The 25395-nt window shown below is 63.0% G+C and carries 27 protein-coding genes and 1 pseudogene; 7 read left to right on the forward strand and 21 right to left on the reverse strand.

Going from position 1 to position 25395, the window contains the following annotated elements:
• Nucleotides 1-11: 11 nt before the first annotated feature.
• Nucleotides 12-1163, forward strand: coding sequence for an acyltransferase family protein (locus tag F624_RS0118985; RefSeq protein ID WP_169426646.1), 1152 nt, complete (start codon nucleotides 12-14; stop codon nucleotides 1161-1163).
• A gap of 4 nt (nucleotides 1164-1167) precedes the next feature.
• Here the strand turns inward: F624_RS0118985 and F624_RS0118990 are convergent, their stop codons facing one another.
• From F624_RS0118990 to gspD, 7 genes are all read right to left on the reverse strand, one after another.
• Nucleotides 1168-2097, reverse strand: coding sequence for a lysophospholipid acyltransferase family protein (locus F624_RS0118990; protein ID WP_157443524.1), 930 nt, complete (start codon nucleotides 2095-2097; stop codon nucleotides 1168-1170).
• 6 nt (nucleotides 2098-2103) lie between these two features.
• A complete protein-coding gene (locus F624_RS0118995) occupies nucleotides 2104-3369 on the reverse strand; it encodes an ABC transporter ATP-binding protein (RefSeq protein WP_019575927.1) in 1266 nt (421 codons plus the stop codon).
• Entirely contained in the window at nucleotides 3369-4172 is an 804-nt protein-coding gene (locus F624_RS0119000) for an ABC transporter permease (protein ID WP_019575928.1), read from the reverse strand. Before F624_RS0119000 ends, F624_RS0118995 begins: the two co-directional genes overlap by 1 nt.
• A gap of 95 nt (nucleotides 4173-4267) precedes the next feature.
• On the reverse strand, nucleotides 4268-5218 hold the full coding sequence (locus F624_RS0119005) for a peptidylprolyl isomerase (protein ID WP_019575929.1): 951 nt from the start codon (nucleotides 5216-5218) through the stop codon (nucleotides 4268-4270).
• A 153-nt stretch (nucleotides 5219-5371) separates the two neighbouring features.
• Nucleotides 5372-7174 carry a hypothetical protein gene (locus F624_RS0119010; protein WP_031255557.1) on the reverse strand — a complete coding sequence of 601 codons (1803 nt, stop codon included), beginning with the start codon at nucleotides 7172-7174 and terminating at the stop codon, nucleotides 5372-5374.
• Between the two features lie 202 nt (nucleotides 7175-7376).
• Nucleotides 7377-7799 (reverse strand): outer membrane protein assembly factor BamD, encoded by a 423-nt coding sequence (locus F624_RS0119015; protein WP_019575931.1) that lies wholly within the window; start codon nucleotides 7797-7799, stop codon nucleotides 7377-7379.
• A 42-nt stretch (nucleotides 7800-7841) separates the two neighbouring features.
• The gene (gene gspD, locus F624_RS0119020) at nucleotides 7842-10010 is read right to left on the reverse strand and encodes a type II secretion system secretin GspD (protein ID WP_019575932.1); all 2169 of its coding nucleotides are present in this window, start codon (nucleotides 10008-10010) and stop codon (nucleotides 7842-7844) included.
• A gap of 125 nt (nucleotides 10011-10135) precedes the next feature.
• Here gspD and F624_RS35540 point away from each other — a divergent pair, with 125 nt between their 5' ends.
• On the forward strand, nucleotides 10136-10348 hold the full coding sequence (locus tag F624_RS35540; RefSeq protein WP_031255560.1) for a hypothetical protein: 213 nt from the start codon (nucleotides 10136-10138) through the stop codon (nucleotides 10346-10348).
• Nucleotides 10349-10553: 205 nt separating this feature from the next.
• Here F624_RS35540 and F624_RS0119030 read toward each other — a convergent pair whose 3' ends face one another.
• From F624_RS0119030 to gspE, 10 genes are all read right to left on the reverse strand, one after another.
• Nucleotides 10554-11075, reverse strand: coding sequence for a hypothetical protein (locus F624_RS0119030; protein WP_019575934.1), 522 nt, complete (start codon nucleotides 11073-11075; stop codon nucleotides 10554-10556).
• Entirely contained in the window at nucleotides 11072-11629 is a 558-nt protein-coding gene (gene gspM / locus F624_RS0119035; protein ID WP_019575935.1) for a type II secretion system protein GspM, read from the reverse strand. Before gspM ends, F624_RS0119030 begins: the two co-directional genes overlap by 4 nt.
• Nucleotides 11626-13086, reverse strand: coding sequence for a PilN domain-containing protein (locus tag F624_RS36270; protein ID WP_169426650.1), 1461 nt, complete (start codon nucleotides 13084-13086; stop codon nucleotides 11626-11628). The genes gspM and F624_RS36270 overlap by 4 nt, the downstream gene beginning before the upstream one ends.
• 27 nt (nucleotides 13087-13113) lie before the next feature.
• The gene (locus F624_RS0119045) at nucleotides 13114-13884 is read right to left on the reverse strand and encodes a type II secretion system protein GspK (RefSeq protein ID WP_169426652.1); all 771 of its coding nucleotides are present in this window, start codon (nucleotides 13882-13884) and stop codon (nucleotides 13114-13116) included.
• Nucleotides 13885-13979: 95 nt separating this feature from the next.
• Entirely contained in the window at nucleotides 13980-14681 is a 702-nt protein-coding gene (locus F624_RS0119050) for a prepilin-type N-terminal cleavage/methylation domain-containing protein (RefSeq protein ID WP_019575938.1), read from the reverse strand.
• 1 nt (nucleotide 14682) lies between these two features.
• Nucleotides 14683-15099 (reverse strand): PulJ/GspJ family protein, encoded by a 417-nt coding sequence (locus F624_RS0119055; protein ID WP_019575939.1) that lies wholly within the window; start codon nucleotides 15097-15099, stop codon nucleotides 14683-14685.
• Nucleotides 15096-15569 carry a GspH/FimT family pseudopilin gene (locus tag F624_RS0119060; RefSeq protein WP_019575940.1) on the reverse strand — a complete coding sequence of 158 codons (474 nt, stop codon included), beginning with the start codon at nucleotides 15567-15569 and terminating at the stop codon, nucleotides 15096-15098. The genes F624_RS0119055 and F624_RS0119060 overlap by 4 nt, the downstream gene beginning before the upstream one ends.
• A gap of 11 nt (nucleotides 15570-15580) precedes the next feature.
• Entirely contained in the window at nucleotides 15581-16012 is a 432-nt protein-coding gene (gspG, locus tag F624_RS0119065; RefSeq protein WP_019575941.1) for a type II secretion system major pseudopilin GspG, read from the reverse strand.
• A 22-nt stretch (nucleotides 16013-16034) separates the two neighbouring features.
• Nucleotides 16035-17294: a type II secretion system F family protein gene (locus tag F624_RS0119070; protein WP_019575942.1), complete on the reverse strand. Its 1260-nt coding sequence runs from the start codon at nucleotides 17292-17294 to the stop codon at nucleotides 16035-16037.
• Entirely contained in the window at nucleotides 17287-19014 is a 1728-nt protein-coding gene (gspE, locus tag F624_RS0119075) for a type II secretion system ATPase GspE (RefSeq protein WP_019575943.1), read from the reverse strand. Before gspE ends, F624_RS0119070 begins: the two co-directional genes overlap by 8 nt.
• Before the next feature lie 347 nt (nucleotides 19015-19361).
• Here gspE and F624_RS32675 point away from each other — a divergent pair, with 347 nt between their 5' ends.
• On the forward strand, nucleotides 19362-20015 hold the full coding sequence (locus F624_RS32675; RefSeq protein WP_169426656.1) for a glycosyltransferase: 654 nt from the start codon (nucleotides 19362-19364) through the stop codon (nucleotides 20013-20015).
• A 141-nt stretch (nucleotides 20016-20156) separates the two neighbouring features.
• Here the strand turns inward: F624_RS32675 and F624_RS35900 are convergent, their stop codons facing one another.
• The 3 genes and pseudogenes from F624_RS35900 to F624_RS0119090 all read right to left on the reverse strand — a co-directional run bounded on the left by F624_RS35900 (nucleotide 20157) and on the right by F624_RS0119090 (nucleotide 21595).
• Nucleotides 20157-20645: a rhodanese-like domain-containing protein gene (locus tag F624_RS35900; protein ID WP_420536229.1), complete on the reverse strand. Its 489-nt coding sequence runs from the start codon at nucleotides 20643-20645 to the stop codon at nucleotides 20157-20159.
• A gap of 120 nt (nucleotides 20646-20765) precedes the next feature.
• A pseudogene (locus F624_RS35905) lies at nucleotides 20766-21266 on the reverse strand (MBL fold metallo-hydrolase); the annotation flags it as partial.
• Nucleotides 21267-21340: 74 nt separating this feature from the next.
• Entirely contained in the window at nucleotides 21341-21595 is a 255-nt protein-coding gene (locus F624_RS0119090; RefSeq protein ID WP_019575946.1) for a metal-sensing transcriptional repressor, read from the reverse strand.
• 92 nt (nucleotides 21596-21687) lie between these two features.
• Here F624_RS0119090 and F624_RS0119095 point away from each other — a divergent pair, with 92 nt between their 5' ends.
• The 4 genes from F624_RS0119095 to F624_RS0119110 all read left to right on the forward strand — a co-directional run bounded on the left by F624_RS0119095 (nucleotide 21688) and on the right by F624_RS0119110 (nucleotide 24519).
• On the forward strand, nucleotides 21688-22113 hold the full coding sequence (locus F624_RS0119095) for a YeeE/YedE family protein (protein WP_019575947.1): 426 nt from the start codon (nucleotides 21688-21690) through the stop codon (nucleotides 22111-22113).
• Nucleotides 22114-22141: 28 nt separating this feature from the next.
• Nucleotides 22142-22636 (forward strand): DUF6691 family protein, encoded by a 495-nt coding sequence (locus tag F624_RS0119100; protein ID WP_019575948.1) that lies wholly within the window; start codon nucleotides 22142-22144, stop codon nucleotides 22634-22636.
• Nucleotides 22637-22750: 114 nt separating this feature from the next.
• Nucleotides 22751-23710: an NAD(P)H-dependent flavin oxidoreductase gene (locus F624_RS0119105; RefSeq protein ID WP_019575949.1), complete on the forward strand. Its 960-nt coding sequence runs from the start codon at nucleotides 22751-22753 to the stop codon at nucleotides 23708-23710.
• A 35-nt stretch (nucleotides 23711-23745) separates the two neighbouring features.
• A complete protein-coding gene (locus tag F624_RS0119110; RefSeq protein ID WP_019575950.1) occupies nucleotides 23746-24519 on the forward strand; it encodes an SDR family oxidoreductase in 774 nt (257 codons plus the stop codon).
• Nucleotides 24520-24549: 30 nt separating this feature from the next.
• On the opposite strand, the gene F624_RS0119115 is transcribed toward F624_RS0119110, so the two are convergent.
• Nucleotides 24550-25392: a class I SAM-dependent methyltransferase gene (locus tag F624_RS0119115; RefSeq protein ID WP_019575951.1), complete on the reverse strand. Its 843-nt coding sequence runs from the start codon at nucleotides 25390-25392 to the stop codon at nucleotides 24550-24552.
• Nucleotides 25393-25395: the final 3 nt, after the last annotated feature.

Genomic DNA, 25395 nt, shown 5'->3' on the forward strand with positions numbered 1-25395 from the left:
GACTTCGAGCCATGACGCCCGAGACACGCCCCCTCACCCGATCCACTGAGTGGATCGGCAATATCCAGACATTGCGATTTCTCGCCGCCCTGTGGGTCTTTCTTTTTCACCTCAGCTTTGCCGAGTACTTCCGCAGCGGCATTCCGTTGCTGGACGGCTTCATCAGCATGGGATTTGCGGGTGTGGACCTGTTTTTTGTGATCAGTGGCTATGTGATGGCCATGACCACCGCCGTGCTGAGCCCTGGCTGGCGCTCCGCCGGCAGTTTCATGTCTGCCCGGCTGATCCGGATCTACAGCGGCTGGTGGCCCTATTTCCTGGCGTACTGGCTGTGGTGTGCGTTCAATGGGCAGCTCACTGAAACGGTGAATCTGCTCGGATCGTTTTTCTTGTGGCCGCTGTACCTGCAGAATTACCTGCACCCGATCACCTGGACGCTGAGTTTCGAGCTGTATTTTTATGCGGCCCTGGCTTTGATCTACCTGTTCACGCGCCGCCACGCCGCGCTCCTGCTGCTGGTTCTTGGCGTGGTGCTGACGATTGCCAATATCTGCTTCTATCAGGCGGGTATTTTCACGCCCGAAGGGGCTCGCCATGCCAGCCGCTGGCACAACTTCTACGCCTACGCGTTGGTACTGGAGTTCATCATGGGCTACCTGCTGGGCTCAACGCGTGCCTGGCATCGACCTCGGCTTCTGATCCCAGCCCTTCTGGGTTTGATCGGGCTGGGCGCCTGCGCCTATCTGTATCAGCACAGTGGGCAGCTCAATCCCAGTGGCATCGCCGGCTTTTACCACACCCCTGAGCGGGTGCTCCTGCTGGGGGGCGCCTCTGTCTGCCTGGTGTTGTTGGCCAGTGTTCTGCACGCCATGGGGCATTCTCCTTTCAAGACCCTGCAGTCAATGGGAGATGCCTCTTACAGCCTCTACCTTGGGCATTCGCTGGTCATGGGCCTGTTTGGATGGCTGCTCGCCTGGACACACACGCCTATGAGGGAAAAGGGCGGCCTGACTCTGGCGGTGATCTTTGCAACCGTTCTGACAACATGGGTGGTTGCCCGCTTCGTCGAGCGCCCACTGAACCGATGGGGCCGGCGCATGCTGCAGAACGTCACCCCGCCAACAGCCTTCACCATGCCCCCCCGCGGCAGGCCTGGCGCCTGAGCCCCTATGACCGGGGTGCAGGCGCCGCGAAGATGCGCTCGGCCTCGCCCCAAAAATGCCAGTGCGTGGGCGACTGACGCACCAGGGCATCCATTTCGGCAAAGACCTGCTTCATCAGTTGAGAGGAGTCCGAAGCGGGCGGCAAGGTTCGAATTCGCAGGTGGCGCTGGCCGGTTTCCAGGTTGATTCCCATGCTGAACAAAGTGACCGGAACCTGCTGCTCGAACGCCAGCCGAACCAAACCACTGGGCATGCTGACGCGGTGGCCCAAGAAATCCACCACCTCAGTCGATTTGACCATGTCCGATGGCACATCCATCACCGCCATCACATGCTCCCGGCTTGCCAGAGCGGCGCGAAGAGGTGCCCCCGCTTGGGTGGGATCAATGGTGGGGCAGCCCCCCTCCCGGGCCACGGCGTCGGTGCGCCAACGCCCATAGTTCAGCATGACGGGGTGGCCGGCAAAGACCCCGGGGTCGAAACGTGCCAGCAGCATGTGTAGCCGCAGGCCTTGTTCGCGCGCGTGGCGAAGTGCCCACATGCCCGCCCCCCAATGAAAGGTACACAGAAGACCGGCCTGGCCCGGCTCCGGCCAGTGTCCATCCACCTGGACATAGCGCTTCATCCAGGTAGTGCCCCGGGTCGCCATCAGATAGAAGTCGGCATGGTCGATCAGGCGAACCAGACGGAGGTCGCGAGCCCACCGGGCCGACTCGGCAGTCGCCATCCAGCCACGCTGTGCCGCCTGCTCCAGGCCCCGCCGCACCGGTATGCGATACAGGACGGGAAGCCGTGCCAAGCCCTTGAACAAGCTGAAGCAGATCGGCCAGGGGAGAAAAATTGCCAGTGCGGGCACCAGTACCAGTTCCAGCGCATCGCGCAACTGGATCCGCCACCAGTTGCGCCACCGGTTAATGAAAGCGTTCAATGTCAACGGTGCCTATTCCCAACGATGCGGCAAGCGTACCAAGCCAGGGAGTGTGCTGGCATAGACCACCCTGAAATAGGCATGATGAAGCCATTCGTCGTACACCACCAGACCCCCATGGTCGAAGAGGTAGGCACTCAGCACGTAGTCGCCTGAATACAAAGGAAGGTCCACGAAGCGCAATCGGACCCGCCAGCACCCCCGGCCAAGGTTCTGCGGTTTCACATGGTCGGTATGAGTGGCCACCACCGTGATCCCTGCGCCTTTGGCCTGCTCCAACATGATGCCGATCTGGGGCTGTTCGTCGTCTGCGACTCGGACCGTGACGGTCACGCACAGGTCGGCTTGCGTCAGCAGCGGAGGATCCCCATTGCCCAGACCTTCCACCTGCATGGAGAGGATGCGAGCCCTTGTCCCCTCCTGCAGGGCCGGAAGCTGCTCCAGTGGCTCGGAATCGACCGCCGCAGGCTCGGTTCGAGGACGTGCAGCCATCTGCTCCAACATCGGCTTGACGGCTTCGCCGCGCTCGGTCTGGGTGACCGAAGGGGGCAGCTCGGCCTCATAGGCGCTGAGCACGTCTTCCGTGGGGCCAAAAGCACGAACCGCCCCCTTTTCGAGCCAAATCGCTCGATTGCAGAGGCTGCGCACGTGGTACATGCTGTGGGAGCAGAAGAGAATCGTGCAGCCATTGCGGCGGAAGGTGGCGATCCGCTCGATGCATTTTTTCTGGAAATGCTGATCACCAACGGCCAACGCTTCATCAATGATCAGCACATCGGGCTCGACCGCCGTCACCAAAGCGAAGGCCAACCGGACGACCATGCCCGACGAATAAGACTTCACTGGGCGGTCAATCGCCTCGCCCAGTTCTGAGAAGTCGATGATGCTCTGAGCCAAGGCCTTGATCTCGAGGTCGGACAATCCGATCAAGCGCCCACCGAAAAACAAGTTATCCCGTCCGGTGAAGTCCGGGTGGAAGCCAGCACCCAGCTCAAGAATGGCCGTTACCCGACCCTGACGCTGCAGTTGGCCTCGGGTGGGGTGCAGTGTGCCCGCCACCAGTTTCAATAAAGAGCTCTTGCCGGCCCCGTTATTGCCCACCACACCGAGGCATTGGCCTCGGTAGAGGTCGAAATTCACATCCTTCAGAACCTGCTGAGTCCTGTATGCAGCATGTCCGAACAACAGGGAACGCAGGCGCGCACCCGGTGAATCGTACAGCCGGTACTCCTTGCAAAGCTGCTCAACCCGCAGCACTGGGGTAGCACGATCTGTCATCACAGCCAATCGACCAGATGGTCCTTGCTGCGGACCAACATCAACTCGAGCAGCAGAGCACCGGAAGCGACCCAAGCCGCCATGACCAACCAGGACATTGGTGCAGGCCATTGCCCTTCCAAAAAGACCGCTTGATAGGCCAGCACCCAGGGTGTCATCGGATTGATCCAGAGCGCCCATCGCCAGGCCTCAGGAAACTGCGATAGCGGAAACAGAACCGGTGAAATAAACACTCCCAAGGACAGGAAGAATCCAACCACCTGTACCGTATCGCGCAATGCTGCCGCGAATATGGCTAGAACATAAGCCAGTAACAAAGAAAGCAAGGCCTGCGTCGCCATCAGCATGGGCAGCGCCAGCAAGGCAGATTGGTAATGGTGGTAAGCGCCATACATTGGGACCAAAAGCACAATCAAAGGGCCATAGATCACAGAGCTGGCAAGGATCGAACGAATGGGAAACAGCGCAGGAGGCAAGGCATTCTTTTGCAGCAGACTCCCTGCATCTACCAAGCTTCCCATGCCGCGGTTGATGAATTCACAGAATGCCATCCAGGGCAATGAACCCACGATCAAGAAGGTCCCCACGGCCCGGACCGGCGCATGCTCACCCAAACGCATCGCAAACACAATATCGAAGACAAGGTAATACACCGCTATGGTCAGCAGCGGCTGCACATACGACCACAGGGCGCCGATCGCAGTACCCGCGTGGCGGGCTGCAATCTCTCTGCGAGCCAAGGTCCATAACAGTGAGCGCGCTCGGATCATTTGAGTCCATTCCGCCCTCGTGGCCTGCATCATGCCATTTTTCCTTCCAGCTCGTCTTGCGTCATACCGAGGGCCCATGGCAGCCCGCCAGGGTGGCGGACCGCCATGGGCCCTCTCCAAGACCGGGATTACTTCTTGTCAACAGGTGCCGTCTGAGCCGCTTCGGCTGAGGCCGGTGCGGGCTTGTATGAATCCGTGAAATGAGCCAAGGCATCGCCCTGAATGGTCGCAACATTGTTGAGTCGCTCCGCCTCAAGCTTGCGGCCATCCACGATTGCCTTTTGCTGCAACTCCTTGACCAACTCGTCCTTGATTTCGCTGAAAGGACGAACGTGCGGCATGATGTGCCGATCGAGGCGAAGAATGTGATAACCGAACTGGGATTCCACGATATCCGAGAGCTCGCCTGGCTTCTTCATTGCAAATGCGGCGTCCTCAAATGGTTTGACCATTCGGCCACGCCCGAATTTGCCCAGATCTCCACCTTTGGCAGCACTGCCCGGATCTTCCGAACGCTCTTTTGCCAGCACCGCAAAATCAGCGCCCTTTTTCAATTGGGCCAGAATCTCTTCAGCCTTCGCCTTGGCTCCGTCTTTGTCAACGCCACTGCGGATCAGAATATGGCTGACTTGAACCTCTTCCGGGGCTTCATATTTCTTAGGATTGGCCTTGTATTCTGAGGCTGCCAGCTTTTCTGCATCGGCATCCTTGAGCGAGTTCTTCTTATCGAGATGCTCCAGCATCGCATCCGTCATCAAACGTTCTCGATTGAGCGTCAGCAACGTATTGAGCATCGGATCTTTATTCAGGCCCACCGCATCGGCTTCGCGAGTCAAGGCGCGGCGTAGATAAAGATTCTGAACAATTTGTCCCACTGTTTCTGGCTTGCCCAATGCCTCCTGACGCTTGTCTGCTGGTACACGCTGCATTTCAGCCAGAACATCCTGGGTGGTCACAACAATGCCAGGCGCTGTCAATAGCACCTCAGGAGCAGCTTCGGCGGTCTGCGCGTTCACGGCACCCAACATGAGCCACGGCGCAGCCAGGGAAAGAATCCAAGAGGGTTTGAGTTGAAACATGGGTATAGACAAAAAACTAAGAACGCTGGAGTGATTGAATTTCGCCCCAATAGTTCATCAAACACTGATCAAAAAAAAGGCGGAGACCGAAGTCTCCGCCTTTTTTACATGCCAAGCCCGGAGGCCTGGATGAACCGGCGAACCGGCTAGCAATTAACGGTGCGAGAACAGCAGACCGAAGTTGCCCGACACACCGGCCTTCACAGCGCCGTTCACAGCCTTCTCAGCGGAGTAACCGATGATAGGCAGGGTGCCTGTGTAGTTGGCAGCGGTGCTGAAAGTAGCCCAGCCATCAGCAGCCGGCAGGCTAGCAGCCGGGTACACGGTGTTAGCCACGGTAGCGCTCAACACAGCCGAAGCCACGCCGAACGACAGAACCGAGGTTTCGCCGCACAGGCTCAGAGTCGAAGTAGCTGCCACGGTACCAGGCGACACAACGAAGCCAGGGTTGGAGGTGGCAGGAGCTTGCTCTTCACGACCAAAAGAGGTCACGCCGGTAGCCAGCTTGGTGCAAATCTGCAGACCATTGGTGCTCGACACGGTGGTGTTGAGCGGGCCAAAGTAGGTGTACGCAGTTGCAGCAGCGGAGCTGGTGTAGTCGGTGTAAACCTGACCATTGCCGGTAGCGCCAGCGTAAGCGTAAGCGTAGGCAGTGTGGTAACGACGGGTGGGCATCGAGAACACCCAGTCAGTTGCACCACTGATAGACGAGCTGGTCAGGTATTCGTTGGTCACGGTGCCACGAGCCAGAGTGCCGGTCAGGGCATTCGATTGGTTCAGAGCAGCCACGGTCGAGGTGTTCACCAGACCGACGTACGGGGTCGACAGGTCAGGCAGGTCGTAGTAAGCAGCAGCCACCACCGGGTTGGCGATAGAAGCAGCAGTCGACGAAGCCGCGTTCACAACCACGCCGTTAGCAACGTTGGCGGCGCTGGTGCCGTTCGGGTTGCTGGTGCCCAGAACCGTAGCTTGGTTGTAAGCCACAGCGGTCTTGCGGAACACCGGGTCAGCCGTCACGCTATCCAGCAAGGCGCTGACAACACCAGTGGTGCTACCAGCAGTGCTGGACACAGGGGTGTTGGTGATCGAGGTGCTGATCTGCGGGAAGAACACCAGGTTGGCGGAATCAGCAGAAACGGCCGTAGCTTGACCCGAGTAGGTCGTGGTGTTGGCAACGTTGATGATGGTCCAGTCAGCGAACAGCTTGCCGGTGGGGTAGGTCAGACCCAGGGCTTGAGCGGTGTTCGAAGCGGTAGCGGTAGCCGAAGTCAGCGTGGTGACTTGCGACGAGTAAGCAACCGGGTCTTGCACCAGCAGGTTGATGGCAGCAGCGCCAGCAGCGTTGGTGGAGCAAGGAGCCACACCGTTCACGTGCTTGATAGCGGTGTACAGCGGGTTGGTGGTGGGGATGGTGTAGACACCGTTGGCCAGAGTAGCTTGGTCAACCAAGCCACCCTTCGGGATGTCAGCCATGTTCAGGATTTCGATGTAGCCTTCGCGGGTTTGATTGGCGATGGCTGCAGCGGTGCTCAGTTGTTGAACACGACCAGTTTGGAAAGCGCCATTGACCGAGGTGGGCAAGGTGCAGGTAGCGTCAGAGGTAGCCAGAGTGCTGATACCGGTGGTGGCATCTTGCGAGACCGAAGCGGTCCACACGTCACCAGGCGACAGCAGAACTTGGAAGTCATACAAATCGTCCGAGTTAGCAGCGCCACGGAAACGAACCTTGACGGCCTTACCGTTAGTCGTGTCGGTGTTCACAATGTTCAGCAAGGTGGCGTTGCCACTTTGGGTGCTGAAGTAAGGCACCAACAGGATGTGCCCAGCGCCAGTGCTGCTCAGCGACAGGGTGGAACCAGCCGTTGCCGGGGTGAACACTGCAGCGGAAGCTCCGCCAGCCAGACCAACACCGCCAATCATGGCAGCAATGCTCAAGGACAAAATCCTTTTTTTCATGAAAACTCCTGTTTAGAAAAAATTTGGTAAGCGCAACTACCAAGATTGTCAACGCCTACGAATCGTAGCACAGAAAGAAACGGGCTCATCCAGTGGATTGTGGGCTAGCCCATCATGTTGAAGAAAAGCAACAAAACCCAATACCTGGTTGACGTTCCTCCTGTAAGACAAGGCAGTGCTCGCTGAGCCCTGAGGTCACGGATCAGAGCTGCGGCTTGAAACGCCACTGCCCCTCCTCGAAAACCCAACTCTCATCGAGCCCTGTATTGATGTTACCGCCATACCTGCTCCCCAGGGGAGGTTTTGCTTCGAGACTGATGCGTACGGCACACACTTCATCGGCACAAGTCACGGAAATTGCCTTGGCCTTGATCCAACCCCCATTGGTCATGCGACCACGGTAGCGCTCATAAGGCGTGACTCGGCGGTAGCTGTCGGTCAGCATGTCGTAGGCTTTTTCGATATCCCCATCAATCAGGTGCTGCCAGCGCTGGTTGGCGCGGGCTTCCACGATCTGCTCAGGCGTTTGGGTCTGCATGCTTGCGCAACCGGCCAGCAGCAGGGCCGAAACAGCACAGGCAGTCAAGGCCCAGCGGCGTGTCTTGAAAGAAGATGCAAGGGTCATGATGCGAAGACTTTCTCTCTATATATAGAAGAAACAAATGGCTTACTTAAGGGTGGACGTGCTTTGCGTCAAGGGCGCCTTGCCCGCCGGGCTCACAGCCAGGTTCTTGAAACCTGACAGACCCTTGAGCTTGTCACGGACCTCCTCACTGACGTCGCGGATCTCCTGATCGGAGCGCACCACGCGCGGGGTCAATACCACCAGCAATTCAGTGCGGTTGGTGCTGGAGTTTTTGGCCCCAAACAGCCCCCCGATCACCGGGATGGAGCTGAGCAGGGGCAAGCCCGAGCTGCCATTGCTGTTGTTGTCACGGATCAGGCCACCCAAGACGATATTTTCGCCCGAGCGTACGGCCACCTTGCTGGTGATCTGGCGCTGGTTGAACGGGTATTGACCAGTGGCCTTGTCTTGCGTAGCCCCGACATCGCTCACGGTCTGCTGCAATTCCATGGTCACCATGTTGCCGGCATTGACTGATGGGGTCACCGTGAGATTGACACCGGTATCTTTGTATTGAATCGAGCTGACGGTGGTACCTGTACTGGTCACGCTGCTGCCGGCCTGCACCGGCTGCTGGGTGCCCACGGTGATGTTGGCCGTATGGTTGTCGAGCACCATCAGGGTGGGACTGGAGATCACTTTGAGCAAAGACTCCCCCGCCAGCGCATTCAGCACGGCCTGCACGCTGCCAGCCGAGTTGGTCAAGGTGTAGGTAAAACCCTGAGCAGCAGTGGCGATGGAGCCATCAACGGCTGAGCTGAGCACTCCCTTGCCAGTTCGACCATTGGCAGCACCACCACTGAAGGCCCATTGCAAACCGTAGCTCAGGGTATCGCTGAGGGTCACTTCAATGATGCTGGCCTCAATCAGCACCTGGGTGGGCGGAACATCAAGGCGTTTGAGGGCATTCTCGATCTTTGCAAAGTCGGCCCGGGTACCCCACACCAGGATGGCGTTGTTGAGGTTGTCGGCAATCAGGCGCACACCGCTGTTGCCCAAGGCCACGGCTTGCACGTTGGTGGCGTTGTTGGCGGCATTGGTGCTGCTGGTACCCGAACCGAAGGAACTGCCGCTGCCCATCCCGGAGCTGCTGCCAAAAGCTGAGCTGCTGGTGCCCGAAGAGCCCAGAAAGGTCGAGCCGGTGCTGGAGCTTCCCAGGCTGGGCGCTACGCCGGTATTGGAGGTACTGCCCGCCGCATTGCCCCCAAAAAGGCCGCTGATCACGCTGGCCAAGTGTTTGGCATTGCCGTTTTGCACGGGGTACACATACAGTTGAGGTTCACCGCCGTTGAGCCCCGGTTTGTCAATGCCATCGAGCCATCGCTTGGCTTCATCCAGATAGGGCGCTCGGGGCGTGACCACGAGGACGGCATTGAGTCGGTCGACCGTCATCATGCGAATGGCCCCAAACAGGGGAAACGCCTCGCTGACACCGCCGGTGCGGTTGGCGGTGCTCGACGACGAGCCCAAGCCCCCTGCGGCCACGGCAGCGCCCAGGCTCATGGTGGGGGCTGCTGGGGCGGCTGTGGCCCCACCAGGGGCCGTGGTGGTCGAGCTGCTCAGGGTGCTGCCGGTCGAGGCGGCCAGCATTTTGAGCGTGTCTTCCACCTCTTTGGTGGTGATGTACTTGAGCGGGAACAGGCCAATCGACATGCCCTTGAGCAGATTCACGTCAAAGGTGCGCACCAGGTCCAACCACCCCTCGGCTTGGGTGCGCGAGCCCACCAGCACCAGCATGTTGCGGGTGGTGTCGGTTCGCACCAGGGCATCGGGCGGCAACAGGGGCTTCAGGATGCTCGCCATTTCGGCGGCACCAATGAACTCCAGCGGCACCACGATCACGCCGTAACCCGGTTGCAAGGCCTTGCCGGCTTCAAAACGGCGCACAGCGCCACCGATGCCTTTAAGGGACTCGGGCTTGCCCACATGGAAAATGCCACGCGTGTCGCGCACCATCTGCAGGCCAGCCGCTTGTAACGCACTTTCAAGTAGATAGACCGCCTGATCGGTGCTGACATTGGCACGCGTGGCCAATGTGACGCTACCGGTCAGCGGTGGGTGGATCACGAAATCCACCTTCAAGATGTCGCGCATCAGCACGTTGACCACATCGAGAATGGGCGCCTCTTCAAAACCAAACGAGGTGGCCGAACCGTCAGGTGGCGGCGCCAAAAGGCTGGGGGCGGTGATCACGCCGGTGCCGCGATCCAAACGGGGTTCGGTGTCGACTTGCGGAGCCAGGGCTGAAGCTTTGGGCTCAGCAGCCTTGGGCGGAACAACGGTTGACACAGGTGCGGCCACCATGGCCGGGACCACGGCAGGCTGAGGGGCTGCCGGTGCGGATTCAGGCGCTTTGGCTTCAGCCCCAGAAGGTGCGGCAGGGGCCACAACAGCCGGCGCAGAGGGCACAGTGGCGGCAGCCGAAGGGGCCTCAGGAGCCGCAACGGGCGCTGGCGCTGGCGCTGGCGCTGGTGCTGGTGCTGGTGCTGGTGCTGGTGCTGGTGCTGGTGCTGGTGCTGGTGCTGGTGCTGGTGCTGGTGCTGCCTTGACGGGAGCGGGCGCCGTTTTCGCAGGCCCCGCTGCCCCTCCACCGATTGAAAAACCGGCTGCTGCAGGTTTGATGCCCGACGCATCGTCGCCGGCGGCCCAACTCAGCTGACTGATCGCCAACACCACCGAAGTGAGCACAAATTGTTTGTGATTCATATTTCTTAGTTACTCAATGCCGCCATCGACAACCTATGAGGCACAGCCTCAGGGCTTGCGACTCCGGACCAGCGTGATAGTTCTCGACTCGGTGCCATTCTTGAACACGACGTCGCGCCCTTTGACCGCAGACAAACGCCATTCGCCCACCGCATCGCCCACGTGGAAGCGACGAACCTTGCCGCCCTGCTTGGCCAGCACACTGCCTTCAGCCCCCTGCTCCACCAACCCCACCAACTCAAAGTCAGCCAAAGGATCCACGGGTTTAGGCGGAGGCGGCGGGGGTGGCGGGGGTGGTGGACGGCGAGTCGCCGTGAACAACGGACGGTCCAGCACCTGAACAAAACGGCTCAAGTCAGCCTCGCCGCCCGCAGCGCCGCGAGGCAGGCTGATCTTGTCAATAGAGACTTGTTGTTCTTTGGGCTCCTGCCACAACCAATCACGCAGCTTTCCCTGGCGGTTAACCCAAAGGTGCACGACCTCAAGCGCCAGCAACAGGTTCAGCGCCAGCAGCAACCACACCGCGTATTGTCGGATGACGAGACGGATCTTCCGGACTTGTGCGTTCACGATGCCGACCTCAGCACAAAAAAGTTGATTTGCCCGGTCAGGCGCGCAGGTGCCTGGTTGGTGGCGTACGTGAGGATCTGCACCGTCATACCCTCCATCAGAACGGCAGGTCCAGGCTGGGTACCCACGGCCACCAGCAACGCTTGCAGCTTGGCCATTTCCCCCTCGTAACGAACCTGAATCGGGATGCGATCAAAGCGGTGGTCGGTTTTGGCGGGCAACACCTGGCTGGACTGCACATCCACGCCAGCGCTGGTGAAGAGGTCGCGAATGCGCTGCTGGGCTGCATTGCCCACTTGCGAAACGTCTTGTGTGGCGGGGTAAATGTACAGATCCTGCAACTGGCGCGCCTGATCGACAGCATCTTCGATCTGGCTTTGCTGCCCGACCAGGCCCAGCAGGCGCGCGTAGCGCGGCTCTAAATCAGACAGGCGCTTTTGGGCGCCCTGATGCTGCACATACACATAGCCAGACACCCCTATCAAAGGCAACAACACGAGCAGCAGACCCAAGACCAGGCCCGGCAGGTTCTGCAACTGCTTGATGGACTTCATTTGCCACCTCCGATCGAGAACGGACTCGCGCCGGCCGCGGGCTTGGCGGGCGCTGCAGGGGCCGGCGCGGCCGGGGCTGCGACCGGGGCCGGGGCCGCAGCAGGCGCCTGCGGAGGCGGCGGAGGAGGCACCGCCGGCGCAGGCTGTGCCACCTTGGGGGTAGCGCCCAACAATATACCGAACGGCCCAGCCTCTTTGAGTACCGCAGGCGGCACGCCTTGCGGGTAGGCGGCCGACACCGGAGCAGGAGCGGCAGGCGCGGCATTCCCCGTCGGCGCAGGCTTGGGAGCATTGGCGTCGGCAGGCTTGCCGTCAGCCCCAGGCTGCGGGCGGTTCTCACGCGGGCGCGGGGGCGGCGCCTCCTGCTCGGGGTCGTTGGCACGCATGGCCTTGGTGTCGAGTGTGAATTCGATGTTGAAAGCCTCTTTGGCAGCGCCAGGCTGACGCACAGCAGCCGAAGGGGCTTTGACATCCTTGAAGAGCGGCTCGGTGCTGAGTTTTTGCATCAACGCAGCCGCACTTGGGGTCAACCCCTGCAGGGTGATTTTTGTCCCTTGGATCTGCAATGACTGCAGCCAAGTATCGTCGGGCAGGGTTTCGGTCATCAAGGCAATCACGCGCAGGGGCTCAACGCGCTCTTGCAGGATCTCGTTCAGGTCTTTGAGACCATCCAGCTGCGTGACCAGCTCAGTGCGCTGCGCCACAGCCGGGGCCGCCTTTTTGCTCAGGATGGCGAACTGGGCCTCGGCCAGCCGTGCACGATGGCTCAGCTGCAGGCTTGACGCGGTGAGCGCCGGCACCAGCCAGAACAAAGCCAGCAGGACCAAGCCCACACGCAGGTTGCGCCCGCGCTGCTGGCGGCGCAGGCGGTTGGCCTCACCAAAGCCAGCCAGCGTGATGAAGGGGCCTGGTTGCAAGGCGGTAGCACTCAAAGACACCCAGACCTCGGGGGCCGGTCGGGATGACTCGGCTGGCTGGCCGGGCGCGGCCATCACTTCATCAAGGTAACGGGCAACCGAGGCCCGCGAACTCAGGGCCAGGGCCACCCGCTGGCTCTGGCCTTGGCGCGACAGCACCGCAAAACCATGCACCGTGTCGTCCGGCAAAAAGGGGCTGGCGGCCGCCACTTCGAGCGCCACAGCGCGAGCCAAGTCGGCCTCGGCCAGCATGGGCAGCACCAGTTCGCGAAACAGCACGCTGTCTTCAGGCAGTTCGACCGCAGTGGCACGGCTGGCAGCAGCCCGAACCTTGGCCGAACATTCGGCCACCGGCTGTAGCAACTCACCACGCAGAACCCATTCGCTGCGGTCGGCACGGATCAGCCGAACCGGCAGCAACGGGGTCAGCCAGCGCAGGGCCGGCCGATCCAGCAAACCTTGCCAGGGGCGCGCGAGCTCTGCGCCCAACTTTCGCAAGTCGAGACCGAACAGACGCAAATCAGTGTTGGTCGTGACCATGGACACCATTCAGGAAAATAAAAAGTTTCATGGCGTGGAGGCAACCCGACGATCGGCCCCAAAAATGCGCCAGGGCTGGCCGTCCGGGGCGTTTCGATTGAGGTCAATGTCCCGAGAAACATACCAACGACGCCCCGCATCCAACGACAGGCTGGCGATCAGCCGGTAGCGCGACCCCGAACTGTTGTCCACAAAAGAGGCATCCAGCCGCGTCGTATCGGGGGCCGAACCGGCAACTTGCCTGGCCTGCACGATCTGATTGGCTACCGCAGCATCGCCGCCTGCCAGCACCACCAGCACCTCGGGAGTGGCCGCCAAAGCGTTCACACGGGCCACAGTGCGCCGGCCCACGACCAGGAGGCGGGCGATATTAGCATAGAGGTCGTAGTCGACCCCCGGCACCTGTAACAGGTCTTCCACCGCATCAAAGCCCACAGCAATGCCCTTTGCGTCGGGCCGGTCGCGCAAGGTCACCACTTGCTGGGCCAGGGCATCGGCCGTGGGGGCAGGCAAGCCGCCAGCCACCCGAAACAACTTGGACAACAGGCCCGCGGGCGCCCCGTTGAGGTTGATCAGGCCATTGAGCGGCACCACCGCCACCTGGATCGGTGCTCCCTGGTATTGGGTCGTGAACTGGGTGTAACGCACGTATTGGCTGGGGTCGGTCTGCATGCGTTGCACGGTTTGCACGATCGCAGCCTGACCGTAGGCCTCGGCAAACACACCTTGCTTGCTGGCCGAGACGGTGCGAGCGTCCTGTCGGGTGACTTTCACCATGCCCGCCACAATCAGGCTCAAGGCCGCAACCATCCACAGCACGCCCACCAGGGCGATCCCCGCGTGTCGTGCCTGAGCCCGGGAGCAAGCCCGATGCACAAGGGTGTGCTGCGATTTCATTCTTCACTGCCTCCGACGGCGAAGCCACCGCTACTCCCCCCCACCTGGGAGGGCAGTTGACGTAGAGGGATCACGAGCTCAGGCCAGTCGCTGCCGGCCACCTGGATCAGCAGGCGCACCCGCGAGGGCAGGCGGCCGCGCCGGTCCTGGTTGGTATTGCCCATGGCCATGGACCATTCGGGCAGCCAGCTGCCAGGCGCAACACGCGGGTCCTCATACTCAACGCTCCAAGCCGTCACATCGCCCACCAGCACCCTGCCATCCACCTGCGTCCAATCCGGAAAGCCTGCAGCACCGATCCATGGCGTGTAACGCAACACCAGGGCATGGCCCTGCCCCGAGGGCTCGGCCATGAGGCGGAAGAAGTGCCGCCCACCCGCGCCATAGCGCGCAGGCATGGTACCCACCCAGGCGATGCCTTCGTTGCGCCCCTCAAACAAGTAGTTGCTTTGATCGGCCGAACCCGCCCCCGGGCGCAGCCGCAGCGACACCCGGCCCAACGTGGACCGGATGAAGGCCGTGGCGGATCGAAAGTCATCCAGGCGGGTGGATCGCTCGTCGATGCGCGACTCGGTCTGGCCCATGGTGTGCAAGGCCGAACTCATGGCCAGCAGGATCAGCGACATGAGCGACATGGCCACCAGCAGCTCCACCAGGGTGAAGCCCGCGGCCCGCAAGGCTTGGCTTGGGCGCCCCATGTCAGCGCACCTGCCCCGCCAGCGGCAAGGCCTGGGGCAGTAAGGTGGTGACCTGCAGGCTTTGCACCCGGTCGCCATTGAACCAGCTCACGCTGTACTGCACCTCATGCAGGGGCACCGTGCGTGAATCGTTGAGCGAGCCTGCCCAAGGCGCCGAATCGATGCGCCAATCAAAGCCGCCACGCCGACCTGCGTCGTGCCAACCACCTTCAGGCACGGTGTCGTGCCAGGCCAGCAGAGACTCAAGCTCGGCCGTCGCACGCGACTGCATCTCCACCGAGGCCATGCCCCGGGCCGCACTGCCGCTGGCCCGGTAGATCAGGCCCAAGGACATGCCGAGAATCGCCATGGCAACCAACAGTTCCAGCAGGGAGAACCCGCGCGCCAGAGCACGCCGGGGGTGCAGACCGGACCTCATTGCTCGATGGGTTCCGAACTGACTCGACCCGACATCCAGTCGATGCGCAAGCGCGTCCCGCTGCCGGAGGGGCGAAACACATCAATGCTGCCTCCGGTAGCGCCACCATCGGGCAGAAAGCGGATCGCCGCGGCGCCAGAGTTGCCCAACTCCATGCCCGCCACAGTCGCCCTCACCGCGACCGAAGCCGGAAAGGGCTTGGCTGGGGCATCATCCACCCCAAACAACCGCCGCTCCAGATCAACCCGGAATCGAGTCTCGGCCCCTTGCAGTTGAGCGCGGTTGCGGGCGGCGCGCATCTCCGACACCATTTCGCGCAGCACACTCCGGTATTCAGCGCCCTCCCGCATCTTGCCCAGCGCAATGGGCACCACCGCCATCAACAAGCCCAGGATGGCGAACACCACCAGCAACTCGATCAGGGTGAAGCCCCGCTCGCGGGCAGCATGGAAGCGCCGGGACCGGTTCATGCGCGCTGGATTTACTTGGCGTTCACGATGTCGGCGTTCTCGCCGTCACCACCCGCAGCGCCATCGGCCCCGTAGGACAGGAGTTCGACATTGCCGCCATTCAGGGTGTACTTGTAGGCCTTGCCCCAGGGGTCGTTGGGCACGCCGCCCTTCAGGTAGGGGCCGTTCCAGCCATTGGCCGAGGCTGGCTTGGCCACCAGGGCGTTCAAGCCCTCTTCAGTGGTCGGGAAGCGGCCCACATCCAGCTTGTAAAGCTCCAGCGATTTTTCGAGGTCGGCAATCTGCACGCCCGCGGTCTTGGACTTGGCACCACCGAGCTGGCTCAGCACCCGAGGCCCCACCAGGCCGGCCAGCAAAGTCAGGATGGCCAGCACGACCAGCAATTCAATCAGGGTGAAGCCACGGGCACGACCGTTTGCGCGGCGCTGGCGAAAGCTCAACATATCAAATCCTTAAAGTAACAACTCAAACAGCCAGATCATTGATGGACAGGATGCCCAGCAGGATCGACACAATGATCGATGCGATCATGAGGCCCAGCACGATGATCAACAGAGGCTCCAGCAGGGTCAAACCACGCTTGATCCCCACCTCGACATCCCGGTTCAGGATATTGGCCAACTCCAGCATCATGGGCCCGATGCGCCCCGTCTCTTCCCCCACTCGGATCAAGTTGATCGCCAAGGGTTCAAAAATTCCGGTGGCAGAAATGGCATCCACCATTTTGCTGCCTTCCTTGACCATGGGCCCCACGCCGGACAAGGCGCCCCTCAGCACATCGTTGGTCACGGTGTCTGTGGCAATGCGAAGGGCCGTCAACAACGGCACGCCATTGCCCAACAAGGTGCCCAGCGAACGCGAGAACAGGGTCAATTCATATTTGAGGGTCAGCCGCCCCAACAAAGGCAGGCGCAACACCTTGTGCTGCCACCAACTGCGTCCGACAGGCGACTTGAACCAACGCCAGGCGCCGGTGCCGACAAAAAAGGCCACCGCGCCAATCACCAAGCCATAGCTGGTGAACGCGTGCCCCAGCCCCATCACCAGGCGGGTGGGCAACGGCAGGGCATCGCCCATGTCGTTGAACAGTTTCTCGAACTGCGGCACCACAAAGCCGAGCATGGCAATCAAGGACAACACCGCCACGCCCAGCAAGATGGCCGGGTAGATGGTGGCGGACACCACGTTCTCACGCAGCGCACGCAGGCGCTCCATGTGTTCGACGAGGCGATCCATCACCGAGCTGAGCTGGCCGCTGACCTCGCCCGAGCGGATCATGTTGATGTAGAAGTCGCCGAACAAGGCGCGGTGCTTGCCCAAGGCCTTGCTGAAAGGAGTGCCGCCTTTGACGTCCTCCAGTGTGCTCTGGGTCAACGCAGCCACCGAGGGCTTGTGGCTCATGCCAATCAACACCCGCAGTGCGTTGTCCAACGCCAGGCCTGCGCGCAACATGATCGAAAGTTCAGAGGTCAGCAGCAGCACATCGGCCTGTGTCACCGGGCCTTTGCCGACACGGCGCCCGCCGCCTTTGGCCAGTGCGGCCAAGCCCGAGGCCTTGTCGACCTCGCGACCCTGCGCATCGCTGGACTGGGGCTCGCGGATTTCGAGCGGCGTCAGGTGGCGGCTGCGCAGCCATTTTTGGGTGGCTGGCACCGAGGCTGCCTCGTGGCGCCCCTCTTGCACCTGGCCCTGCGCATCCACCGCGCGCCAAAAGAACTCAGGCATCGCCCTGGTCCTCCGTCACGCGCAGCAACTCATCAAGGCTGGTCACACCAGCGGCCACCTTGCGCAAGCCATCTTCGTACAACGTCAGCATGCCCGACTGGCAGGCCAGGCTGTGCAGGCGGCTGGCATCGTCGCCCGCCACAATGGCACGCCGCATGGCTTCATCGAGCACCAGCAATTCATGGATGCCGGTGCGCCCCTGGTAACCCGTGCCCCGGCAGTGATCGCAACCCACGGCTTTGTAGATGGGCTGCCCTGGCGGCAGAAAACGATGCAACCCCGTGCTGGACAGCACCTCGGATGACGGCGCCTCGGCCTGCTTGCAGTGGCTGCACAGAGCCCGAACCAGGCGCTGCGCCAGCACCCCATTGACCGAAGAGGTGATCAGATACCCCTCCACCCCCATGTCCTTGAGCCGGATCACAGCGCCTGCGGCTGTGTTGGTGTGCAGCGTGGAGAGCACCAGGTGGCCCGTGAGCGCGGATTGCACCGCGATCTGGGCGGTTTCACCGTCGCGCATTTCGCCGATCATGATGATGTCGGGGTCTTGCCGAAGGATGGAGCGCAGGGCGCTGGCAAAGGTCAGGTTGATCTGGGGGTGCACCTGGATCTGGTTGATGCCCTCCAGCTGGTACTCCACCGGGTCTTCCACCGTGATGATCTTCTGGGTGGTCGAATCCAGCTTGGACAAGGCCGCGTACAGCGTCGTGGTCTTGCCCGAACCGGTCGGCCCCGTAACCAGCAAGATGCCGTGGGGCTTGGCCAAAAGGGTGTTGAAACGCCCCAGGGTGTCGCTGGCAAAGCCCATGCTTTCGAGGCTGAAACGCACGCTGGCGCGGTCCAGAACCCGCATGACCACGCTTTCGCCATGCACCGTGGGCACCGTGGACACCCGCAGATCCAGCTCGCGCCCCTTGACGCGGGTTTTGATCCGTCCATCCTGCGGCAGGCGACGCTCGGCGATATCGAGGTGGGCCAGCAACTTGACGCGTGAGTTCACAGCCGCGCTCAGCTTGGGCTGGACCACGTCGCCGGCGTGGATCACGCCATCCACCCGGTAGCGCACATGCAGGCCATCGTCAAACGGCTCGAGGTGGATGTCCGAGGCGCGCAACTCGATCACCCGGCTGATGATGCTGTTGACCAGCCTGATCACAGGGGCTTCGCTGGCCAGGTCTTTGAGGTGCTCGACAAAGTCGCCGCCCAGGCTGTCCTCATCAAAGCCGGAGGTGTCGTCTTCGGGTTCGGCCTCGACAGGCTGCGCCCAGGCCTTTTCGATATCGCTTTCCAGGCAAAGATGGGGCTGAACCTTCAGGCCGGTGGCCAGGTGCAGGGCCTTGAGCACGTAGCGGTCTTGGGGCACCGCCATCGCCACGTCAAGCCGATCGTCTTGCAGCCGGATGGGCAGCACCTGGTTGGCCGACAGGTAGGCCGGCAGCAGGCCAGGCACCTCAAGCGGAAACTCAGGAAACTGATCAGATCCAACCACCGGCAGGCTCAGTTGCTTGGCCAGAGCATGCAACACGTCCTGCTCCGAGACCAGCCCCAGCTGAACCAGCACCCGCCCCAGCATGTCCCCCAGCTCCTGCTGGGCCGACAGGGCGCGCTCCAGGTCCCGTGGACTCAGCTTGCCAGCCTGAACCAACACGTCGCCGAGCCGGGGGCGCGGCTCATCCTGCGTCAGGACAGGTTCAACGATAGACAAGGATTCAGTGCTCATGTGGGGATGAAAGCGGTGAGGCGACACCCGTCGGGCGTCTGGAACGGGAGCGGAGGCCTGAGCACGGAGCCAGATACCGCACGCCAGCACGCAATTTTGCACCAAATCACCCAGCCGCCCGGCTGCAGCAGGCGCCGTTACACCCCAGCCGAACAGTTAACATGCACGCCATGCAGCGTTGGTATCACTTCATCTAAATGACAAACAGGGACAGCGGGCCGGATTCCCTGAGCCGGGGTGAGCAGGATTTGACGCTTTCGGTGGTCAGCCACGGCCATGCCGAGTGCTTGCAAGTGTTGCTGGACGGGTTGGCCGCCCAAGGGCCTACCAATCTGCGACATCTGATCGTGACTCACAATCTGCCAGGACCTGGCCTGAAGATCTCGCCCGACTGGCCCTTCTGCGTCAGCGAAATCAGCAACCCCCGACCGAAAGGCTTCGGCGCCAACCACAACCAGGCCTTCCAGCACTGCAGTACGCCGTACTTTGGCGTGATGAACCCGGATCTGGACCACCTGCCCGACAATCTTTGGCCACGCCTCGTCGAACTGGCCGCCCCGCCCGATGCAGGCCTGGCCTACCCCGTGCTGCTCAACCTCGACGGCACGGTGCAGGACAGTGAACGCGAAGTGCCCACCCCGCTGTCCCCGCTCAAGCGCTACACCCACCGCCCGCCCGTGCCGCGGCGCGACTGGGCCAACGCGGCCTGCTGGGTGCTGCGCCGCGAGGTATGGCAGCAGTTGGGCGGCTTTGACGAAGGGTATTTTCTGTACTGCGAAGACGTGGACTTCTGCCTGCGCGTGCAACTGGCCGGGCTCGAGTTGAAGCGCGCCGACGTGCGCATGACGCACCACGCCCAGCGCACCAGCCACCGCCAGTGGCGCTACGTGAGCCTGCACCTGCGCAGCCTGTGGCGGCTGTGGACCACGCCGACGCTGTACCGCTACCTGTGGCGGCTGCGCCAGACCGGGCCGGTGCGGCTACCCGACATGGGGCGCTGAAGCCCCCTCGAGGGCAGCGACCACACGCAGTGAGGGAGCCTGGGGACAACATCAGGCCGCCGCCGGGCCGCCCCAAGGCGGACTGCGGCCCCCGCGGGGGGCAGCGACCACACGCAGTGAGGGAGCGTGGGGGCCCTATATTCAGCCCTGGCGCCAGGGCAGGCCGCGAAAGCGCCAGCCACCCTTGCGGCCACGCTGGCCGTGTTGATCAGGATCGCCTTCAAAGCCTTCGAGGATGTTGTAGGCCTGCAGCCCCAGCTCCGTGGCTCGTTTGGCGGCAGCCACCGAACGCACACCGCTGCGGCACAGCAAGACCACTTTGCGCCCGGCGGCGGCCGCCACCACCCCCTCGTCAAAGCCCGGGTTCATGGCCATGCCGGGCCATTGCTTCCAGGCCAGCCCGGTGGCGCCAGGCACAAAGCCCACCCACTCGCGCTCGGCGTCGGTGCGCACATCCACCAGCACCGCCTCACCCGACTGCACCCATTGCCAGGCCAGCAGCGGCGAGACATCGCCCGCATAACCGGAGGCCACACGCACCTCGCCCACCGGGGTGCCGCCGGCATCGTGCCGCAGGCCGGAGCTGAGGTTGGCCGGTACGGCCTCGTCGATGCGGCGGGGCTTGGGCAGTTGCAAGGCCTCCATCACCGCCACGAACTCGGCCTGGCTGCGGCCCGCGACGCGCGCGTTGCTGGCCTTTTCAATGCCGATGCTGGACCGGGTGCGGCCCTGGTAGTCGTGGCCTGGCCACACGGTGGTGGCGTCAGGCAGGCGAAACAGCACCTCGGTCAGGCTGCGGTACAGGGCCTCGGCGCTGCCCGACTGAAAATCGGTGCGGCCGCAGCCATTGATCAACAGCGTGTCGCCTGTGAAGACATGGTCACGCCACACATAGCTCATGCTGCCGGCGGTGTGGCCCGGGGTGTGCAGGGCCAGCAGGCTTTCACCACCAAAGGCCAAGGTCTGGCCATCGCTGAGCTGGGTGGCCGCCGTGCCCACGCCACAGCCCTGCGGTGCCACGGTGTGCGCACCGGTGTGCTCGGCCAGGGCCGCCGCGCTGGTGATGTGGTCGGCATGGGCATGGGTTTCGATGATCCAGCGCAGGCTGACGCCCTGCTCGCGCAAGACCTGCAGATCGCGCTCCAGCTGCTCTTCGACCGGGTCGATGATCACGGCCTCGCGGGTCACTGGGTCGGCCAGCAGGTAGGTGTAGGTGCTGGAGGCGGTATCGAACAACTGGATGGGTTGCATGTCGGTTCCTTGTGGCAAACAGACGGACTGGATCAAAAAGAAGGGGCGAGAGGAAGGACGCGGCGCAAGGGCCCTCAGGCAAACTTGGCCAGCAGGCGGCCGATCTGATCGGGGGGCACACGGCCCTGCTCGATCATGCAGGCCACCATGTGAAAGAATGACTTGTCGAGCGCCTTGCGCGCTGCCGCCAGCTGCTGGGCGATCTGCTCGCAGTCCACGTCTTCGTCGATCAGGCGTTGCACGCCGCGCAACTGGCCTTCGACACGCGCCAACCGGGTTTGCAGCGCTTTCTTGTGGGCCGCATCGGCCAGGGACGGTGAAGAGGACATGGTCAAAAACGCCGAAGGCGCGCCGGGGACAAGCTCGAAAATATACTCTGCCGGGTATATGGGAACAAGATTTCATTGCCAGAATCATCGCCATGTTTGCACTGCACCCCTACCTCCAATCGGCCCTGGGCGGCCTGATGATCGGACTCGCCAGTTGGTGGCTTCTGGTTTCGCTGGGCCGCGTCGCCGGGATCAGCGGGATCGCGGCGGCCCTGCTGCCCGGGCGAGGCCCGACCTCGGAGCGCGCCTGGCAGGCCGCCTTCCTGGCTGGGCTGATCCTGGGAGGCGCCCTGTTTGCCCAACTGCTGCACACCCCCACCACCCCGCTGCGCCCCTTGCCCCTGCTGCTGGGCGCAGGGTTTCTGGTGGGCCTGGGCACCGTGATGGGTTCAGGTTGCACCAGTGGCCATGGGGTGTGCGGGCTGGGCCGCCGCTCGGTGCGCTCGCTGGCGGCCACGGCCACCTTCATGGGCTCGGGCATGGCCACGGTGGCCTTGCTGAAGCTGTTTCAGGCCTGAGGCCCGCACCGACCGAAAAGCGACTCACATGAACGCCAACGCCACGACCACCACGACCACCCCCAGCGACCCCGCGCTTTCTCGCCTGCCGGCCCTGCTGTCGGCGGCGGCTGCCGGCCTGCTGTTTGCCACCGGCCTGGCCGTATCGGGCATGACCCAGCCCGCCAAGGTGATCGGTTTTCTGAACCTGGGCGGCATCGCCAGCGGCCAATGGGACCCGAGCCTGGCCTTTGTGATGGGCGGCGCCTTGCTGGTCACGCTGATCGGCTTTGCCATCACGCCGCCCAACCCGGCCCACCCGGAACGTCACCCCTGGTTCGCCCAACGTTTTCAATTGCCCACACGGCAGGACATCGATACCCGGCTGTTGCTGGGGGCGGCGCTGTTCGGCATCGGCTGGGGGCTGGCGGGCTATTGCCCGGGGCCGGCCCTGAGCACGCTGCTCAGCGGCGGGCTGGACACCGCGGCCTTTGTGGCCGCCATGCTGGCCGGCATGGCCGTGGCGCGGCGCTGGCTGCGCTGATCCGCCGGCGGGGGTGATGGAGGGCAGCCACCCGGGCTGACCCGCAGGTGACCGACAGGCCGCAGCAGCGCCGCTACGCTGCGTGCCCATGTCCCACTTGCACCAGCCCACCCCATGAGCACTGCTTTCACGCCCGGTCGCAACCGCGTGCTGGCCCACACTGGCGCCCGCTACCCCATCGTCCAGGCCCCCATGGGCTGGATCGCCCGCACCCCGCTGGCCTCGGCCGTGTCGCGCGCCGGTGGGCTGGGGGTGATCGAAACCTCATCCGGCGAAACCGCCAACTGCCAGCAGGAGATCCGGCAGATGCTGGCCCTGGGCCTGCCCTTTGGCGTCAACCTGCCGATCCGCTTTCTGCAGGACGACGCCATGCTGCGCTTCGTGTGCGACAGCGGGGTGCGCTTTGTCACCACCTCGGCGGGCAGCCCGGCCAAGTTCATCGCGCCGCTGAAGAGCGCCGGCATCACGGTCTACCACGCGGTGCCCACCCTGGACACCGCCCTCAAATGCGTGGATGCCGGTGTCGACGGGCTGGTGGTGGAAGGCTCCGAGGGCGGCGGCTTCAAGAACCCCGAAGAGGTATCGACCCTGGTGTTGCTGCAGGCCATCCGGGCCCGCGTCGATGTGCCTTTGATCGCCGCTGGCGGCATCGTTGACGGGCGCGGCATGGCCGCTGCGTTTGCGCTGGGCGCCGAAGCCATCCAGATGGGCACCCGCTTTGTCTGCTGCGCCGAGAGCCCGGTACACGACAACTACAAGAACGCCATCGTGCAGGCCCGCGAAACCGGCACTTGGGTGCTGAACAAAAAGGCCTCGCCCTGCATCCGCGCGCTCAAATCCGAGCGCACCCGGGTGATCCACGACGAGGGCCTGATGCCGGCCGATACCTTCAAAGGTTTGCAACAGGTGTACTTCGGCGGCGACATGGAAGCCGCCCCGGCCCTGGCCGGCCAGAGCGTGGGCTTGATCGAGGGCATCCAGACCGCCCAGCAGATCATCGACGACACCCTGCGCGGCTTTGAAGAAATCACCGCCCGCCTGGGCGCCATGAGCCAGCAGCGCCATTTCGGCTGAGACTTTCTGAAACCCAACAAACAGGAGACAACACCATGAACACCAGCGAACTCTTCTCGCTCAAAGGCCGCACCGCCCTCATCACCGGCGGCTCACGCGGCATCGGCCGCATGATTGCGGCCGGCTTCATCGCCCAGGGGGCACGCGTCTACATCTCGGCACGCAAGGCCGCGGCCTGCGACGCCACCGCCGCCGAGCTGGCACAGGGCGGCCACTGTGTGTCGCTGCCTGCCGATGTGTCCAGCGTCGAAGGTGCCAAGGCCCTGGCAGCGGCCTACGGCCAGCACGAGAGCTCGCTCGACATCCTGGTGAACAACGCCGGTGCCGCCTGGGGGGCTCCGTTTGACGAGTTCCCCGAAAGTGGCTGGGACAAGGTGGTCGACCTGAACTTGAAGGCCCCCTTCTTCCTGACCCAGGCTCTGGCCCCGCTGCTGCGCCAGGCAGCACAGCAGCGCGCGGCCAAGGTGATCAACATCGCCTCGATCGACGGCATCTCGGTCAACCCGCTGGAGACCTATTCGTACGCCGCCAGCAAGTCGGGCCTGATCCACCTGACCCGCCGCATGGCCCTGCGCCTGATCGAGGACAACATCGTGGTCAATGCCATCGCCCCCGGGGCCTTCGCCTCCGAGATGAACCGCGACGCCCGCGACCACGGCGAGGAGGTCTCGGCCCGCATTCCGGCACGCCGCATCGGCAGCGACGAGGACATGGCCGCTGCGGCGATCTACCTGGCGTCGCGTGCTGGCGACTACGTGGTCGGCCACACACTCACGGTGGACGGTGGCGTGACCCACGCCCGGGGGTGAGCCAGATCAGCCCGGGCGCGGCAACAGCGCTCAGGGCTTGACGAACTTCAGCAGGAAGCCGTCGGTGCGTTGCCCGTCAGCGGCCGATTTCTGGTCACGGGGGTCGGCCGGGTTGCGGTAGATCTCGCTGGCAGCCACGAAACGGAAGCCCGCCGCCTCGACCTCCTGGCGAACCAGGGCTTCTTCGACGCGGTGCAGCGTGTTCGACTCCGTGATGCCGGTGCCGACACGCCCGGCGTGATCGGCAATCACATAGACACCACCCGGCTTCAAACCGGCAAAAACCGCCTGATTGAGGCTGGCGCGGTCCACGCCCCAGTGCCCCAGGTCGTGGTAATTGAACATGAAGGTCACCAGATCCAGCCCCTTGCGGGTGGCCGCATCGGGAACCGGGGATTCAAAAGGCAGCACCACGGGCTCCAGCGTGCCCAGTTGGGACTGGCGAGCTCGCTGCAGCAAGGCAGCAAAAGAGCGCGTACGGGCCGGTTCTGGCCCGGCCCTGAAGCCAACCGTGTCAGTCTGTGAAGCAGCGTCCTTGGCATTTGCAGGTGGCACCGCACTTTGACCATAGACCCGCCCGGTGGCGCCGACGCTGCGCGCCAGCAACTCGCTGGTGTAGCCGCCCCCGGCATTCAAATCCAGCACCTGCATGCCGGGACGCACACCGATGAATGCCAGCAGTTTTTCAGGTTGACGCACCGCGTCCAGTTTCCGGTCTGCGGCCGAGCGATCCGGGCTGGCGACAATGGCCGCGATCGAGTTGGTGTTCAAGGCGCCGGGCACGCCATTGGCAGCAGGGCCGGCACAGGCGGCCAAAGTCAGAACGAGAGAAGCCCCCACGGCACGAGCGATCAAGGTTCGGGTCAGTTTCATGAC

The organism is Curvibacter lanceolatus ATCC 14669 (genome assembly GCF_000381265.1).
GTDB classification, from domain to species: Bacteria; Pseudomonadota; Gammaproteobacteria; order Burkholderiales; family Burkholderiaceae_C; genus Curvibacter; species Curvibacter lanceolatus.

What these genes read in the sequence shown, in the direction of transcription:
- F624_RS0118985 (WP_169426646.1), top strand. Translation starts at nt 12, where the DNA reads ATGACGCCCGAGACACGCCCCCTCACCCGATCCACTGAGTGGATCGGC.
- F624_RS0118995 (WP_019575927.1), bottom strand. Translation starts at nt 3,369, where the DNA reads ATGACAGATCGTGCTACCCCAGTGCTGCGGGTTGAGCAGCTTTGCAAG.
- F624_RS0119000 (WP_019575928.1), bottom strand. Translation starts at nt 4,172, where the DNA reads ATGATGCAGGCCACGAGGGCGGAATGGACTCAAATGATCCGAGCGCGC.
- F624_RS0119005 (WP_019575929.1), bottom strand. Translation starts at nt 5,218, where the DNA reads ATGTTTCAACTCAAACCCTCTTGGATTCTTTCCCTGGCTGCGCCGTGG.
- F624_RS0119010 (WP_031255557.1), bottom strand. Translation starts at nt 7,174, where the DNA reads ATGAAAAAAAGGATTTTGTCCTTGAGCATTGCTGCCATGATTGGCGGT.
- F624_RS0119015 (WP_019575931.1), bottom strand. Translation starts at nt 7,799, where the DNA reads ATGACCCTTGCATCTTCTTTCAAGACACGCCGCTGGGCCTTGACTGCC.
- gspM (WP_019575935.1), bottom strand. Translation starts at nt 11,629, where the DNA reads ATGAAGTCCATCAAGCAGTTGCAGAACCTGCCGGGCCTGGTCTTGGGT.
- F624_RS36270 (WP_169426650.1), bottom strand. Translation starts at nt 13,086, where the DNA reads ATGGTCACGACCAACACTGATTTGCGTCTGTTCGGTCTCGACTTGCGA.
- F624_RS0119050 (WP_019575938.1), bottom strand. Translation starts at nt 14,681, where the DNA reads ATGGGGCGCCCAAGCCAAGCCTTGCGGGCCGCGGGCTTCACCCTGGTG.
- F624_RS0119055 (WP_019575939.1), bottom strand. Translation starts at nt 15,099, where the DNA reads ATGAGGTCCGGTCTGCACCCCCGGCGTGCTCTGGCGCGCGGGTTCTCC.
- F624_RS0119060 (WP_019575940.1), bottom strand. Translation starts at nt 15,569, where the DNA reads ATGAACCGGTCCCGGCGCTTCCATGCTGCCCGCGAGCGGGGCTTCACC.
- gspG (WP_019575941.1), bottom strand. Translation starts at nt 16,012, where the DNA reads ATGTTGAGCTTTCGCCAGCGCCGCGCAAACGGTCGTGCCCGTGGCTTC.
- F624_RS0119070 (WP_019575942.1), bottom strand. Translation starts at nt 17,294, where the DNA reads ATGCCTGAGTTCTTTTGGCGCGCGGTGGATGCGCAGGGCCAGGTGCAA.
- gspE (WP_019575943.1), bottom strand. Translation starts at nt 19,014, where the DNA reads ATGAGCACTGAATCCTTGTCTATCGTTGAACCTGTCCTGACGCAGGAT.
- F624_RS0119090 (WP_019575946.1), bottom strand. Translation starts at nt 21,595, where the DNA reads ATGTCCTCTTCACCGTCCCTGGCCGATGCGGCCCACAAGAAAGCGCTG.
- F624_RS0119095 (WP_019575947.1), top strand. Translation starts at nt 21,688, where the DNA reads ATGTTTGCACTGCACCCCTACCTCCAATCGGCCCTGGGCGGCCTGATG.
- F624_RS0119100 (WP_019575948.1), top strand. Translation starts at nt 22,142, where the DNA reads ATGAACGCCAACGCCACGACCACCACGACCACCCCCAGCGACCCCGCG.
- F624_RS0119105 (WP_019575949.1), top strand. Translation starts at nt 22,751, where the DNA reads ATGAGCACTGCTTTCACGCCCGGTCGCAACCGCGTGCTGGCCCACACT.
- F624_RS0119110 (WP_019575950.1), top strand. Translation starts at nt 23,746, where the DNA reads ATGAACACCAGCGAACTCTTCTCGCTCAAAGGCCGCACCGCCCTCATC.
- F624_RS0119115 (WP_019575951.1), bottom strand. Translation starts at nt 25,392, where the DNA reads ATGAAACTGACCCGAACCTTGATCGCTCGTGCCGTGGGGGCTTCTCTC.